The following is a 15,797-nucleotide window of genomic DNA, read 5'->3' as shown; positions in this document are numbered from 1 at the left end:
TAATTTTTTAGGCTCAACCACATTATGCAACTTCAAACAGGGAATTTTGTAACGTCGGCAATCGATCAAAAGCCGGCGCTACCTTCCACCTATGAAAAACCTGTAAATGCTTACGATGAAGCCTTCTCAGAAGATCGCGAACCGCGCGCTCACTGGGAGGCTTTATTGCGCACTATGGCAAGCTTCACGGAAGAAGAAATCCTTGATAAGCAGCGCCGCGCTCAGCGTATTTTACGTGAAGACGGTGCGACCTATAACCTCACCAGCGACCCACTCACACCGAGTGTTTGGTCGTTGGATCTTATCCCAAATATTATCCCAACCGACGAATGGCTGGCGATTGAGCAAGGCTTGGTGCAGCGCTCCAACCTGTTCGATCTCCTGTTAAAAGACCTGTACGGTCCACAAGAATTGCTTAAAAGTGGCATTATCCCGTCGGAAATTATTTTTAGTCACCCAGGCTTTTTACGTCAATGTCACGGCGTAACAGTGCCGGGCGCTCACCAATTATTACAACATGCCGTCGATCTGGTACGCGACAGCCGTGGCCAATTTCAGGTCATCGGCGATCGAACCCAAGTCCCGAGTGGCGCAGGCTACGCATTAGAAAATCGCACCGTGGTGTCTCGTGTTATCCCTAACAGTTTTCGAGACAGTCAAGTGCGTCGTCTTGCCGGTTTTTTCCAGTCGTTTAAAGACATGCTGTCCTCTCTGGCGAGCCAATGGACCGATACCCCGCGCATCGTTATGTTGTCTCCCGGCGCCTTTAGCGGCACCTATTTTGAACAAGCGTATTTGTCCAATTATTTAGGCTTCCCGCTTGTTCAAGGCAGCGATTTAACCGTACGAAATGGCGCGGTTTGGATGAAATCCCTAAACGGGTTAGCCCGAGTCGATGTTATCTTACGTCGAGTCGAAGACGCCTACTGCGACCAAGCCGAACTCAGAGCCGACTCATTTTTGGGCGTACCAGGTTTGTTGGAAGTGGTGCGAGCCGGCAATGTCGTATTGGCGAATTCGCTTGGCAGTGGCATTCTAGAAGCGCCCGCGCTAATTAAATATCTACCTGCTATTAGCGAATTTCTCACCGGTGAACCGCTTAGCTTACCCTCTGTGGCAACCTGGTGGTGCGGCGATAAGGGCGATTTGGAGTATGTGATTAATCATATTTCTCAATTAATCATCAAACCCGCGATCCGCAGCCAGGGCAACAGCAGCATTTACGGCCATAAATTAAGCGAAAAACAAATACTCAGCACAATAGAAAAAATCAAAAAACAACCGCACCTTTACACAGCGCAAGCCTACGTCCCTGGGTCTATATCACCCATTTGGCTCGATGGAAAAATACAGGCCAGACCGAGCCTCTTAAGGGCGTTTACGGTAGCAACAACAGACAGCTACGCCGTCATGCCAGGCGGACTCTCCCGCGCAGGCGAATCGCATACCGAAGCGATTGTCTCGCATAATTCGCAATCAAAAAGTAAAGACACCTGGATCTTAGCCGCGGAACCAGAGCAGCACGCCACACTGATTACCGATCAAGTCATGTTACAAGACGAAGCTCTGCAAGCGAACTTGCCAAGCCGAGTGGTTGAAAACTTGTTTTGGATGGGGCGATACGCCGAACGCGCGGAAATCAGCATGCGCCTTCTTCGTACTATTTTTAAACAAATGAACGGCGTCGACCCATTGCCAGAAGAAAGCAAAAAAATGTTGCTAGAAATGGCATCCACACAAACAGGCTGTTTACCGGGATTTATGGAAGCCGATGCCGACATGCTAGCCCATCCGGAAGCGGAATTGGTGTCCATGATCATCGATGGAAACCGGGCTGGTTCGATCAAAGCCAACTTACAGGCCATGTTAAGCTGCGGTGAACAGGTCAAAGAAATGCTCTCGGCCGATACCCGCATTATCATCAATGAGCTGCGCGATCACATTCACGAACTCGACCGCGCCTACACGAATGGCCTGCCTTCTGCGCCAGAAGAGTCACTCGATAGCCTTGTGACTTCTTTACTCGCATTGTCGGGGTTAAACCACGAAAGCATGTTGCGTGGGCTTGATTGGACCTTTCAAGAAATTGGTCGTCGAACCGAACGCGCCTTACAAACGGCCACGTTACTGCGCTCTGCACTCACTACGCCGTTGTCTTCAGCACCTCAGCAGCAGATCCTTGAATCCGTTTTATTGAGTGTCGAAGCGCTTATTTCATTCCGTCGCCGCTATCGTAATCGCACCCGCATTGCCTATGGTTTAGACCTGTTAATGATTGATGCAAGCAATCCACGCTCACTGCTCTATCAGGTTGATCAGCTGAGAAAATACATCCAATCATTACCCAGAAATGAAGTCGCCACAGCAGGGTTAAGCCCAGAGAATAAAATCATCCTTAAATCTTTGTCGGCCATTCAATTAGCAGACCTAGAAGAACTGGCGAAAGTTGATATAGAAACGCAAAATCGCAAACAGTTAGAACACTTAATGACTGAACTCTTAGCGCTGCTTGAACAGTTTACCGTCTTGATCAGCGACAAATATTTTGATCACACGGCGGGGCCACAGTCCTTAATGAAATCCATAGGGGAACCCCGCTTATGAGATACCGCGTTCGCCACATAACCGAATACACCTACGGAGCCCCCGTCAGCTTGTGCTACAACATGGCGCACTTGTTACCAAGGGATACTCGAAACCAATTCTGTCTGCATCAGAAAATACAGATCAACCCACCCCCTGTGTATCAAAATGAAGGACAAGATTACTTTGGTAACCAGACCTTTTATTTTTCGATTCAAGAAGCCCATAAAAAGCTGGTAATCGACGTCACAACCGATTTTGAAATCACGCCACTCAATATGCAAGAATGGCAACAGCAAGCAACCACCACGTGCGGCCACTTGCGTGCCTTGCTGGATGAACCAAACACCCCTGAGCTGCGCATGGCAAAAGAATACTTGCTCGATTCACCGCAAATTCGCTGCTCTGCAGACCTAAAAACCTACGCCGACAGCACCTTTGCCGACGACATACCGTTATTGCAAGCCGCTTTAGCGTTCACTCATAAAATTTTTACTGAATTTAAATTCGACCCCACCACAACTACGGTCGCCACGCCACTAGAACAAGTTCTTAAACAACGCAGCGGGGTGTGCCAAGACTTTGCTCATTTGGCCATTGGGTGCTTACGTTCCGTGGGCATTCCTGCCCGGTATATGAGCGGCTATTTGGAAACCCTACCACCGCCGGGACAAGAAAAGCTCGTCGGCGCAGACGCCTCTCACGCATGGTTTGCCATTTTTATCCCTGAAATGGGCTGGATCGAATTCGACCCGACCAACGACGTCATGCCCGATGAACAACACATCGTCACCGCTTGGGGGCGAGACTATGCGGATGTTACCCCACTTCAAGGCGTCATTTTTGAAGGGGGCGGTTCACAACAATTGGCCGTATCGGTAGACGTAAGACGCGTCTAATCACTTCGTACAAAAAGCCAATCACCCAAAATGAAAAGCCACATCCGACCGTGACAACACACTGTAACGGTCGGCGTTCATAGCATGTAAAGCCGATATAGGGTAAGCTTCGCAAAATTCTTGCATATCCTGACTTTTCAGCGTTGCACCTGCCTTTATAAAACACGAGAACATCTATGAGTTTCAGCAAACTTGGGCTTTCTGCCCCCATCTTAAAAGCCATTGAAGACCAAGGTTATACAGAGCCTTCTGCCATTCAAGCCCAGGCAATCCCTGCCATTCTTGAAGGTCAAGATGTGATGGCGGCCGCCCAAACCGGTACAGGCAAAACCGCTGGTTTTACCTTACCTTTGCTGGAAATATTGAATAAAGGCGAGCACGCACAAAATAACCAAGTTCGTGCACTTGTGCTAACCCCAACCCGTGAACTCGCCGCCCAAGTGGCTGAAAGTGTAAAAGACTATGGCAAACACCTTGCCCTAAGATCCACCGTGGTATTTGGTGGCGTGAAAATTAATCCTCAAATGATGGCATTACGCCGCGGCGCCGACATCTTAATCGCTACGCCTGGCCGCATGATGGATTTGTACAATCAAAAAGCCGTGCGTTTCGACAAACTGGAAGTCTTGGTATTAGACGAAGCCGATCGCATGCTCGACATGGGCTTTATCCATGACATCAAAAAAATCTTGGCTATTTTGCCAAAGAAACGCCAAAACTTGTTGTTCTCGGCGACGTTTTCACCAGAGATCCGCCAACTTGCGAAAGGCTTAGTAAACAACCCTGTCGAAATTTCCGTCACGCCGCGTAATGCGACTGCGGTATCGGTTGAGCAGTGGCTGCACCCTGTAGACAAAAAGCGTAAAACCGAATTGTTGATTCAATTGATCAAAGACGGTCGTTGGGATCAAGCCTTGGTGTTTTCTCGCACCAAACATGGCGCGAACAAAATCACCAAACAGCTTGAAGACGCGGGCATTCGTGCCAGCGCCATTCACGGCAACAAAAGCCAAGGAGCACGAACTCGCGCCTTGGCTGACTTTAAAGAAGGCCGCATTCGTATTTTGGTCGCGACCGACATCGCGGCTCGAGGCTTAGACATCGAACAACTGCCGCACGTGGTCAACTTTGACTTACCGGATGTGGCAGAAGATTACGTTCACCGTATTGGCCGTACTGGCCGTGCTGGCGCCACCGGTAAAGCGATTTCCCTTGTGGCGGCGGACGAGTTGGACCAATTGCGCGCCATTGAACGCCTAACACAAAAGCTGATCGAACGTCGTTACGAAGACGACTTCATGCCAACGCACATGTTGCCAGACACCACATTAGACACGCGCCCGATTAAGCCGAACAAGCCTAAAAGAAACACTAACGACGGCGCCCCTCGTCAAGGCAATAGCCCACGTGGCAAACAAGGTAACGCACCCAGGTCTGGAAACGCACCGAAGTCGGGCAATCGCCGCCCTACGGACAGTCGTCGTGCAGACGACAAACAGCCAGCCAAAGCCGAAATGACACCGGGACAAGGCCTGCGCAGTAAACCGCTTGCACAGGCGCGTCGCAATCGCAGACCGTCGACTCAAGACTAATGCATTCAGGCATCGTCTATCTAAGATTGGCGAATTAATCTGAGTTTTGTAGGCCACAAAAAAACACCATTAACGAAAGTTAATGGTGTTTTTTTTCGCACTGACTCGACTCAGAGCCGAATACCTTTTCCCTCACGCATGGATGAGAGTTAACGAAGCTTATACGACGATATTTCTTTCAATACATCGTCAAAGCGCTGTTTTGCCTGCCCAGCCCCATCGTCGGTTTTGTTCACTAGATCTAAAATCGTTTGAGAACGGTGGCTGACATTTTGAATGTTTTTATTAATTTCTTCCGATACCTGCGACTGTTCTTCCGACGATGTCGCCACTCGCTCGATGGTTTGCGCAAGCGCCTCAATGGCATCGAACAAACCTTGCATCATGCTCACATTATCACTTACCACATTGGATGTATCCGTTGCCATACTGGCACACTGATCCATAGAAGCGAGCGCACTTTTGCCCGAGCTCACCAGAGCGCTGATCATAGAACGGATCTCTTCGGTTGAACTTTGCGTGCGCTTAGCCAGTGTGCGGACCTCATCGGCTACCACGGCAAAACCACGGCCTTGCTCGCCGGCACGAGCCGCTTCGATCGCCGCATTTAACGCCAATAAATTCGTTTGTTCCGCAATGGACTCAATCGTTTGCAATATACTGCTGATCTCTTCAGTATGACCCGTCACCGATTGAACCGCTTTGTAGCCACCTTCCACCTCTGAAGACAAATGCGCAATAGACTGTAAAATCGTTTGCATGCGCTCAGAACCTTTTGTGCTCTGTTCACGAATGCTGTCTGTGGCTTGCGCGGAAGATTGCATGTCTTGCGAAATGGTATTGCTCGTTAGCGACATTTCTTCAACGGCCGCCGCCATAAGATCCGTTTGATTAAACTGATCTTTCGTTTCTTTTAAGGCACTGCGGGAAAAACCACTCAATACGTTCATGCTTTCTTTTGACTCTGTTGCCATCTCTACCATCAAACCAAATGATGAACGCAAATGGTCTAAGTGAACATTAAGATACTGGATGATTTCGCCCAATTCATCATTCGATGTATTTTCAATTCGGCCGACCAAGTTACGATTTGACGACACATTAGACAAGGCTTGGCTAATGTCTTCAACTCGCTTAGTGAGGGAACGAGACAATCTAAACGCCAACAAAATAATCGGTGTGATCAATAACACAAACACAATAATCAGACCATTTCGATACAACTCGCTGTGCGACGCCAAATCGGCACTCAGCGTATTAACACCCTCACTCGCTTTGTCCGCCACACCTTTTATCAAACCAATTTTTGCCGTAGCAAGCGCAAACCACCCATCCGGGCCTTGTACAGAAGACACATCAGACATTGCTAAAAAAGCTTGAGTCGCTTTGTCCACGGCTTTCCATTTCTCATTTTGCTCAATTTGTCGTAGCATTTGCACTTCATTATCCGGCGCTATGCTGTTGAAATACTCCAATTGATGCTGCTCATCCTCAATGAAAACTGCGATTTGTGACTGACGCTTTAACGTGGTCGCTTGCGCCGCGTACACGCCATTTAACGCACCTCGATATTGACCCGCGCGCTCTTTCATCCACAACAAGCTCAATCGGGCTTCAAGCGCTTTTGCAATGTCTCGGTTTCTTATGTCCAAAATCACCTGCTGAATCGCATTCAAAGACCGCCTATTCACTTCTGAATAAAAATCAAATGCACCGTTATTAACCGCCAGCGCTTCGACTTTTTGTCTCGTTTGAGCCTTTCCTTTGAGCTGCAACAGAACTGGGGTTCGCAAGCCATCTAGCTGCTCGGTTGTCAGCACATCAAACGCATCCGCAGACAGGTTTCTTAACGTCGACTCAGCCTTGTCCGCCACCTTACGCTGAGCCATTAAAGCGTCCCCGCCATTGGCTCCTTTGCTGCCTAAAAAGCCCGCGCTTAAGCCACGCTCAACCGCAAAATTGTGTGCAACACCATCGAAAACCGTAGACAACTTCACCATATCTTCAGCGAGCAAACCTTCTTCTACACGCTTATTAAGATCCGTTACTAAAAATGCCACTAAAATAATGGCAAACAGTGAGGGCAAAACACCAATAATCGCGATCGACTGCGATACTTTAAGATTAGAAAACATCAACAAACGCCTCTATTTTTTTATGATAATAGTAGTGTAGACACACATACGCACTTTAAACACACGGTCGTAAAATCAGTTCAAATAAAGCCTCATTATCTCATTAAATTGTAAAAAAACAGACTTAAACGTCGTAACATTTTGTACCCATTCATTTTAAATCACATCCAATACGCAACCAAAGAGTCAACATTTTTTTCACTCTACTGGCGTTAGCATGGCGTTTTTAAGTCACTCGCGCCAGGACCTCTCATGGAACCAACAGAAAACCACGCCACTAAAAAAGCCCCGTTACGACTTTCCTATACCGCTCTAGCGGCCATTCTAGCGGGCTATTACTCTTTAGTGGTTAACCTGCCCATTTATGCCGAGTTTTATCGCATCCTGTCCGCCCTCGACAATGTCCACATCAGCTTTATTGTGGCCATCCCTCTGTTTATATTTTGTATAGTAAACATCATTTTTAACGTATTCAGCTGGCCCTACGTCGCTAAACCTATTTTTATATTTTTTATCGTCAGCTCAAGCCTCGTCAGCTACGCCATGATGTTTTATGGCATCAACGTGGATTACGGCATGATAGAAAACACATTTGAAACCGATGTCGGCGAAGCCACTTCCTACCTCAGCTTGCAATCCCTCAGCTGGGTGGGCACAACGGGCATTTTACCGGCCATTTTGGTCGCGCTGGCGCCAATGAAATCAGGCCCTGGTTTGCTCAAAAAATTGATCGCCATGCTTCTGTCGGCGCTATTACTGGCCTTAGTGTTGTTTTTCACTTACAAAGATTTCAGCTCGGTAGGACGCAACAACAGCTACTTAAAAACCATGGTGATTCCAACCTATTACACCTACAGCACTTATCAATATATTCGCAATACGTATTTTTCTACACCGACTGAGTATCGACAAATCGGCCTTGATGCCAAACAAGCCAGCAAAACACCTGATGAAAAACCGACTCTGTTTTTCTTCATTCTTGGCGAAACGGCACGCTCGCAAAACTACGCACTAAACGGCTATAAGAAAAATACCAACCCATACACCGAAAAACAAGACGTTGTTTCTTTTCAACATGTCTCGTCGTGTGGCACCGCAACCGCCGTTTCTGTTCCCTGCATGTTTTCTCAACTTAAACAAAAAGACTACGACAAAAACCAAGCAAACAGCCAAGACAACGTGCTGGACCTCTTAAATCGCGCTGGCATTTCATTGCTCTGGAAAGAAAACGACGGCGGCGACAAAGAGGTCGCCAGACACATCAAAAAAATAGAAATAGACCGCTCACAAGTGAACCAATACTGTAACGGCAGCACCTGCTTAGACATGGCGCTACTCGACGGGATCAAAGACGAGGTCGCCAACATGCAAGGCCACAACAAAATGCTCGTAATGCACATCATGGGCAGCCACGGCCCAACCTACTACCTGCGCTACCCTAAAGAACAGCAGCATTTTTTACCCGACTGCCCACGCAGCGACATTGAAAACTGCTCCACAGAAGAAATCATCAACACCTACGACAACACCATAGTCTACACCGACTACGTCATCAGCCAAGCCATTGACACCCTTAAATCAATGGGCGACGACTACAACACAGCGCTGTTTTACGTGTCTGACCATGGCGAATCACTGGGTGAAAACGGCCTATTTTTACACGGCGTCCCCCGTGCCTTTGCCCCCGAAACCCAAACCACAGTGCCATTAATCACCTGGATGTCCGAAGGCTTCAAAAACAGCAAAGCCCTAAACGAAACCTGCTTACGAGAAGAAGCCAACACCAACGCCTTTTCCCATGACAATCTTTTCAGCTCACTGCTGGGCATCATGGACGTTAACACAGAGGCATATCAGCAAGACCTAGACCTCTTCCACCCTTGTCGTGGCTAACGGGCTCGGACTACCCCTACTGAGGGTGTATTGACACACGACAACGCCTTCCCACAAAAAAACCCAAACCGGCGTAACCGGCTTGGGTTGTTTATTAGGGTCTAGCGCATTGGAATTTGGGTTGATTTAAAGTGTTGACTACTTAATCGACAAACAAGTACCAACCCAAGGGTACTTATTTTGGTTCCATCATGAAGTGACCAAAAAATTGCGCCAACTCATGATGCGCCGTTAGCGGCAAAACACTGGCAACGTGTTGATCCGGTCGAACTACCACCACACAACCTTTTTCTGTGTTTATGCCTCGTAGCCGATAAGGGTCGTTTTCAGCGGACCGTTGGAACACTTTTTCATAATCGTGTAGTCCGTATTTGCCTTTGGCAGGCCACAAATAGTGAGGTAGATCGTGCATCGACAAATCTTGTTGCTGAAAAACCGCATAAGTATCAATCACCGAATCAATATCGGCACCGACTGGGGTGTATTTCACCACAGGAGAAGCGTGGTCTTTTGCCAGATAGTCAATCAACTGACACACCTCTGAGGAAGGGTCTGTTGGGCTTTGCTCCCCCCCAAAGACAAACAAGCGCCAGCGGCCATCGGCTTTCACTAAATGCCCAAGGTGCTGAACACGACCATCTGCCGTTCGTGGAACCTCAACAGAGTGAAAGCGCTGACCGATTTTAAAGCCAGTGGCCAGACCTTGGTGTTCCTGACCGGTACAAAGATAAGACGGGTAATATTCAATAGAAGTACCCGAAACAAACCCACTCTGACGTTTCATAAAGGCTTCAATTTTAGAGGTGTCCACGGTCGATTGGTTTGCATTGTCACCCGCTGCAGGCCGTGTTGCCACCAGTTTAGAAAGCTCGCGGTCTGCATCGATTAACTGCTGGGCAACCTTTCGACGCTCTGTTTCGTAGGTATGAAGCAATTTAGGGTCGCATTTTCCTTGCAATACCGCCGCTAACTTCCACCCTAAATTAAAGGTATCTGGCAAAGACGTATTCAGCCCCCACCCCCCTTTTGGACTGTGGGTATGGCACGCATCCCCAGCAACAAAAGCGCGAGGAATAACCCGCTCTGAAGAACCAACTGGGCGGTTATCAAAACGCTCCGCAAGGCGTTGCCCCACTTCGTAAATAGACCACCAAGCGACTTCTTTGACATCGAGCGTGTAAGGGTGAAAGATCTTTTGGGCTTTTTCGACCAGATCTTTTTCTGTCAATTTCACATCACAGGCGCGCTTGTCTTTATCAATAAGGTCAAGCTCGACATAAAAACGACAAAGGTAACCCCCCTCACGAGGAATCGTCATGACAGCGCCATGATCTTTAGATTGTATAAAGCTTTTCACACGAATATCAGGGAAATCCGTATTAAGCAATATGTCCATAACACCCCATGCTTTGTTAGCGGAGTCGCCTTGCATGGTAATGCCTAAATTTTTACGAACACGACTGCGGCCACCATCACAGCCTACCGCGTAACGGGCTTTCACGGTTTCGACCTTATCGTTGCCCGCGTCATCAATACGCTTAAAAGTGGCCGTTATCGGGTAAGCCGTGACATCTTGAGTTGCGTCTTCGTCAATCATTAAATCGACCAACTCGCGGCTGTAGTGTGGCTCTAAATGGGTGATTGAATTGCGCATCCCATCAATCAAGAGTTCATGCAATCGCGCTTGGTTTACAATACCGTGGGTAAATTCAGACAGCCCCGCCCTTGCGTCGGTAATCTTCTCTGTGCGTTTGATGTTATCGGGATTCTTAGCATCTGGCTCCCAGAAGGTATTTTGCTTTAGATGGTAAGTCTCTTTCACCACCATTTCACTGCAATTAAACGCTTCCATGATTTCTATCGTACGGCATGAAATACCATCAGCACGGCCAAAAAGTAACGGGCCTGGCGCCATATCCACAATACACGTCTTGATATCATCAAACTCTGACAGCTGCCTTGCCATAGTCAAACCAGCAGGACCTGTACCCACAATTAATACATCGACTTGCATTGGCAAATCCACGATAGGAGGGTTAGGGTAGGCCTTACGAGCCTTGTCAGAAACCTGATAATTACCTGGCTTAAAACCATTTAAATGATATTGCATTACTATGACCCTCTGATTTTTATAATCCAAAGCTACAACATAGAAATATAATTAACATGTTAAGTTAAATGCTGTCAACGAATATGAAATTGTTTGTTAGGCGCCCATCTCAAATAACGAGCACTAACAATTGAAAACCTAGCTACTTTGCCAGTAAAAAGTCAAATCTATCAAGAAGTTAAGCGCGCTATGCATTACCACGCAGAGCGTGGGAACGAGTTGAATTCTCATAGAACCATTTAATTTCCGACTGGTTCCCACGCTCCTGCGTGGTAACCTGTTGGCACGTCGGTTATCTCATCTGGAAATCCCTGGTTCCCACGCTCCTGCGTGGTAATCTATTGGCGCGTCGGTTATCTCATCTGGAAATCCCTGATTCCCACGCTCCTGCGTGGTAACCGTATTTCCGCCAATGTTTTACGTATTAAACCGGCTCACCCGCATTGGATTTCAAAAAGCTCGCAACAAGTCACATTTATCAAAAAGTTAAGCGCGCTATGCATTACCACGCAGAGCGTGGGAACGAGTTGAAACGATATTCTCTATCGATTCGCCTTGACTCCCACGCAGTAGCGTGTAGGGGTCACATTGGGGTGAACGGAAGCGGTAGAGGAAGATGCGAATAAGTCCCGCGCATGAGACAATTCATTTTTAACCTTCGAGCCTGACCATGTCACATCAACTTACCTTTGCTGACAGCGAATTCAACAACAAGAGTCGTAAAACACGCAAAGAAGTTTTCTTAACTCGCATGGATGAATTGATGCCGTGGGATCAGCTTGAAGCCGTGATTGAGCCTTTTTACCCCAAAGCAGGAAAAGGAAGAAGACCGTATCCGTTATCCACCATGTTTCGTATCCACTGCATGCAGCATTGGTACAACATGAGTGACCCTGCTATGGAAGACGCGCTTTATGAAATCACCTCCATGCGTTTGTTTGCTGGATTGTCGCTGGACAATGCTATTCCGGACCACACAACCATCATGAATTTTAGGCACTTACTTGAAAAGCATAAGCTCTCCCGTCAGCTGTTCAAAGAGGTCAACAAGTGGTTGTCCAGCGCTGGGATTTATCTAAAAGAAGGCACGATTGTCGACGCCACCATTATTGAAGCGGCCAGTTCAACCAAGAATAAAGCGAAAGCACGCGATCCAGAAATGCACCAGACTCAAAAAGGGAAACAATGGTTCTTCGGGTTAAAAGCTCACATCGGCGTTGATGCTAGAACAGGGCTAACGCACAGTCTAAGCACAACGGCGGCCAACGTACACGACATCACAGAGACAGAAAATCTGCTTCATGGTGAGGAACGCTTTATCTCGGTGAATTCAGGTTATCGAGGCGCTCAAAAACGAGAAGAGCTCAAAGACATCAAAGCGGATTGGTTGATTGCCGCTACTTATAAAAAGAAAGGGCCAAGCAAGGTGCGCCTTCTCAAGAAACATCCAAGAATAAACAAGCAACCTATCCGAACGGAGTACATAAAAGCCAGTATTCGAGCAAAAGTAGAGCACCCGTTTCGAATCATAAAGCGTCAGTTTGGTTTTAGGAAAGTCGTCTATCGCGGCTTAGAGAAAAATGATAACAAACTGGCGATGCTGTTTGCCTTAGCCAATGTGTTCAGAATTGACCTGATGATACGAGTCGCAAGGGGATAATCCGTCTAAAATCCTCTAAATCAAGCTAAAATAGCTTATTTAGAGGCTAAAAGTACTGGAATGGGTGATGTTTTTCGATTTTTTAGCCGAGTTAGAAACACTGGCTACTGTTCAACTTCTTAATCGCAGTTTCCCTAATTAGTCAGAACAGTGTTCCGACAGCTGGATGAATCATGCTAAGGCTAATTAGTCAGAACAGTGTTCCGACAGCTGGATGAATCATGCTAGGGCTAATTAGTCAGAACAGTGTTCCGACTGCTGGATGAATAATGCTAAGGTTAATTAGCCAGAACGGTGTTCCGACTACTGATTAATCCTGAGCTTAGGTTGGGCTCCAGTATAAATAGTCAGAACAGTGTTCCGGCTACCGAGTAATCCTGAGGTTGGGTTGCGCCACGGTGTTATGACTATCACAAAGGCATCTAGGTGGGCTCTCTTGATCCATTGTGCCTATTTAAGGTTCAATCCATTAGCAAATTATAGTGAGCTGATGGTACCTTGAATGTACTCGAGAGCTTTGAATCGCCACTAGTTAGCTAGAAACCTTTTGTTAGATAAATTGAGAGGTACCGCCTCATATCAACCCAGAAATTCTCCCCCCCCGATTCTTTAATTACCTCTGAATATGATTGGCAGCGCTCTCTGTATGGAGCTACTTATTAAGCGTAGGTAGCTGCCTGGTCACATTACCTCGCCACATCAGCCCAGATAGAGTTCTGGCTCGGGAAGTTCCGAGCCAGAAGGTTAACTAAGCTCCTTGCTGCCTACAACAACTCCCAAAGGCCTGATGATTTTGGATAGGTAATTGCCGACCTTCAGTTCTGCTTCTTAATTGTGTTGCAGGCGCTAATGTTTCCATAAGATTAAACTCTTAATAGTGAAAATAAGCACTGTATTGTGATTTTTCCCCGCATAAAAATGTTTTTTTTCACTATTAGGTTTTTTTACCATATTAGTTTTTTACTAATAATGCTATTTAACACTATAATGTTATAAATCAGATACAGTAATGGAAATTAACACTATTATGGGAATCGATAGGAAAAGTAATGCGGCTCTCTTGAAGATGATAGGTGAGAGATTCTTACAGGCGCGTCTTAATGAAGGACTAGAGCAACAGGAGTTGGCCGATAAAGCTGGCGTAAATGTCTCAACTGTGCAGAGCTTAGAGGGCGGTAAACGAAGCGTTGGAATGTTAAAGGTGTTAGCTGTAATGCGTGCATTGGGCAAGTTGCATGAAATAGAGAACTTTATGCCAGAGCCTCCAGTGAAGTCAGCAGCTTTGCTGACAGCAAGAAATGAAAAGCGTAAACGTGTATCCAAATCTAAAAGTAAAAAAGAGCCATCAACTGGTTTCGAGTGGAATAAGACGATACGACAATTAAATGGAAATAAGGATAGGTAATGGCAAAGTTGATCGAAAAGGCTGATGTATATCTGTGGGATACACTAATAGGCTCAGTCACTTGGCAAAGGGGAATTGGGTTCTTTGAGTATTCAAAACAGTTTCAGCGTTCAGGCATAGAGTTGTCACCAATTAAAATGCCATTAAGCGACAAGTCTTATTCATTTGGTGGTTTATCAAAAGAAACCTTTAAAGGTTTGCCGGGAATGTTGGCCGATAGTTTGCCAGATAAATTTGGTAACCGATTAATTGACCAATGGCTAGAGCGCAATTCTCGCGATCCAGAGTCATTCAGTCCAATAGAGCGTCTTTGCTATATCGGCTCTCGTGGTATGGGTGGTTTAGAGTTTAAGCCAACTGTTGGTAAGTTCAAAGAAAGCGTATCTGAGATTCAATTAAGTGAGCTTGTTGATTTGGCGAATGAGGCGCTCCAAGAAAAGGCTGAGTTGAATGCGACATTTGATAATGATAGCCAGGGCGAAAGACGCGAAACGATTGAGCAAATTATTTTAGTTGGTACATCAGCTGGTGGTGCACGAGCAAAGGCTGTTATTGCTTGGAATAAAGAAACGAATGTCATAAAAACTGGTCAAGCCCCAGCGGGTGAAGGTTTCGATTACTACTTGTTAAAGTTTGACGGTGTTGATGCTAATAAAGATAAAGAGTTGCTTTCAGATCCGAAAGGCTTTGGTTTACTTGAATACGCTTATTACCTAATGGCCGAAGATGCTGGCGTTAAAATGAATGAATGTCGATTGTTTAAAGAAAACGGGCGCTCTCATTTTATGACCAAGCGCTTTGACAGACTCAATGGTGGTGACAAGATTCATATGCAATCGCTGTGTGGTATAGCTCACTATGATTTTAATGAATCTGGTGGCTACTCTTATGAGCAGGCGATAGGTGTTATGCGTGAGATTGGTTTATCAGCCAAAGAAATTGAACAGTTCTATTTGCGAATGGTTTTCAATGTTGTGTCTGTTAACCAAGATGATCATACAAAGAATATTTCATTTTTAATGGATCAGTCTGGCGTTTGGACACTGTCGCCAGCTTACGATATCACTTATAGCAATGGTGCAGGGTGGACAAGTAAGCATCAAATGACCATTAATGGTAAAACACGAGATATCCAGTTAGACGATTTATTGGCTGTGGCGCATTTTGCTGACATTAGTAAGGCAAAAGCTAAGAAGATAATAAGGGCCGTGGTGGAGACGGTTTCTAATTGGTCGGATTATGCAAAAAAATCCGGCTTGGTGGACTTTGGTGATATGAATGAACTTGTGGCCGAAGTTGGTAAAGCCCATCGCCTGTACTTGGGGGAAGGCTTATAATCTTAAATAAGGGGTAAGCTACCGAAAGTACAATATTTTTTCCTACACATAGAAGATGGTAATGACTGAGTTATTGGCAACTACTCAGCCTCTTTCTATAGGGGCTGGGGTTCTTTTTGAACGAAGTTCAAAGTCTTAAAAAGAATGTAGCTTTAGTGCGACTATCGGTAAGTAATAGTGCAT

At 46.4% G+C, this 15,797-nt stretch carries 9 protein-coding genes; 7 read left to right on the top strand and 2 right to left on the bottom strand.

Annotated features, from left to right (window positions below):
- Positions 1-24 precede the first annotated feature (24 nt).
- From FXV75_RS03080 to FXV75_RS03070, 3 genes are all read left to right on the top strand, one after another.
- Positions 25-2,604 (top strand): circularly permuted type 2 ATP-grasp protein, encoded by a 2,580-nt coding sequence (locus FXV75_RS03080; RefSeq protein ID WP_148831141.1) that lies wholly within the window; start codon positions 25-27, stop codon positions 2,602-2,604.
- A complete protein-coding gene (locus tag FXV75_RS03075; RefSeq protein ID WP_148831140.1) occupies positions 2,601-3,482 on the top strand; it encodes a transglutaminase N-terminal domain-containing protein in 882 nt (293 codons plus the stop codon). The genes FXV75_RS03080 and FXV75_RS03075 overlap by 4 nt, the downstream gene beginning before the upstream one ends.
- A 176-nt stretch (positions 3,483-3,658) precedes the next feature.
- Entirely contained in the window at positions 3,659-5,074 is a 1,416-nt protein-coding gene (locus FXV75_RS03070) for a DEAD/DEAH box helicase (RefSeq protein WP_148831139.1), read from the top strand.
- A 149-nt stretch (positions 5,075-5,223) separates the two neighbouring features.
- Here the strand turns inward: FXV75_RS03070 and FXV75_RS03065 are convergent, their stop codons facing one another.
- Positions 5,224-7,209 carry a methyl-accepting chemotaxis protein gene (locus FXV75_RS03065; RefSeq protein WP_148831138.1) on the bottom strand — a complete coding sequence of 662 codons (1,986 nt, stop codon included), beginning with the start codon at positions 7,207-7,209 and terminating at the stop codon, positions 5,224-5,226.
- A 252-nt stretch (positions 7,210-7,461) separates the two neighbouring features.
- On the opposite strand from FXV75_RS03065, the gene FXV75_RS03060 reads away from it, so the two are divergent.
- A complete protein-coding gene (locus FXV75_RS03060) occupies positions 7,462-9,102 on the top strand; it encodes a phosphoethanolamine transferase (RefSeq protein WP_148831137.1) in 1,641 nt (546 codons plus the stop codon).
- Between the two features lie 175 nt (positions 9,103-9,277).
- Here the strand turns inward: FXV75_RS03060 and FXV75_RS03055 are convergent, their stop codons facing one another.
- Positions 9,278-11,212, bottom strand: coding sequence for an FAD-dependent monooxygenase (locus FXV75_RS03055; protein ID WP_148831136.1), 1,935 nt, complete (start codon positions 11,210-11,212; stop codon positions 9,278-9,280).
- A 670-nt stretch (positions 11,213-11,882) separates the two neighbouring features.
- On the opposite strand from FXV75_RS03055, the gene FXV75_RS03050 reads away from it, so the two are divergent.
- The 3 genes from FXV75_RS03050 (at position 11,883) to FXV75_RS03040 (ending at position 15,614) form a co-directional block, all read left to right on the top strand.
- Positions 11,883-12,872: an IS5 family transposase gene (locus FXV75_RS03050; RefSeq protein ID WP_148831135.1), complete on the top strand. Its 990-nt coding sequence runs from the start codon at positions 11,883-11,885 to the stop codon at positions 12,870-12,872.
- Positions 12,873-13,881: 1,009 nt separating this feature from the next.
- Positions 13,882-14,277, top strand: coding sequence for a helix-turn-helix domain-containing protein (locus FXV75_RS03045; RefSeq protein WP_148831134.1), 396 nt, complete (start codon positions 13,882-13,884; stop codon positions 14,275-14,277).
- Positions 14,277-15,614 (top strand): type II toxin-antitoxin system HipA family toxin, encoded by a 1,338-nt coding sequence (locus FXV75_RS03040; RefSeq protein WP_148831133.1) that lies wholly within the window; start codon positions 14,277-14,279, stop codon positions 15,612-15,614. The genes FXV75_RS03045 and FXV75_RS03040 overlap by 1 nt, the downstream gene beginning before the upstream one ends.
- Positions 15,615-15,797 lie beyond the last annotated feature (183 nt).

It is taken from the genome of Marinomonas sp. IMCC 4694 (assembly GCF_008122525.1).
Taxonomy (GTDB): Bacteria; Pseudomonadota; Gammaproteobacteria; order Pseudomonadales; family Marinomonadaceae; genus Marinomonas.
Note: the sequence above shows the minus strand (reverse complement) of the source record. Positions and strands in the feature narration are given on the sequence as shown.

Excerpts from the sequence above, each read along its gene's own strand:
- FXV75_RS03080 (WP_148831141.1), top strand. The coding sequence starts at position 25 with ATGCAACTTCAAACAGGGAATTTTGTAACGTCGGCAATCGATCAAAAG.
- FXV75_RS03075 (WP_148831140.1), top strand. The coding sequence starts at position 2,601 with ATGAGATACCGCGTTCGCCACATAACCGAATACACCTACGGAGCCCCC.
- FXV75_RS03070 (WP_148831139.1), top strand. The coding sequence starts at position 3,659 with ATGAGTTTCAGCAAACTTGGGCTTTCTGCCCCCATCTTAAAAGCCATT.
- FXV75_RS03065 (WP_148831138.1), bottom strand. The coding sequence starts at position 7,209 with ATGTTTTCTAATCTTAAAGTATCGCAGTCGATCGCGATTATTGGTGTT.
- FXV75_RS03060 (WP_148831137.1), top strand. The coding sequence starts at position 7,462 with ATGGAACCAACAGAAAACCACGCCACTAAAAAAGCCCCGTTACGACTT.
- FXV75_RS03055 (WP_148831136.1), bottom strand. The coding sequence starts at position 11,212 with ATGCAATATCATTTAAATGGTTTTAAGCCAGGTAATTATCAGGTTTCT.
- FXV75_RS03050 (WP_148831135.1), top strand. The coding sequence starts at position 11,883 with ATGTCACATCAACTTACCTTTGCTGACAGCGAATTCAACAACAAGAGT.
- FXV75_RS03045 (WP_148831134.1), top strand. The coding sequence starts at position 13,882 with ATGGAAATTAACACTATTATGGGAATCGATAGGAAAAGTAATGCGGCT.
- FXV75_RS03040 (WP_148831133.1), top strand. The coding sequence starts at position 14,277 with ATGGCAAAGTTGATCGAAAAGGCTGATGTATATCTGTGGGATACACTA.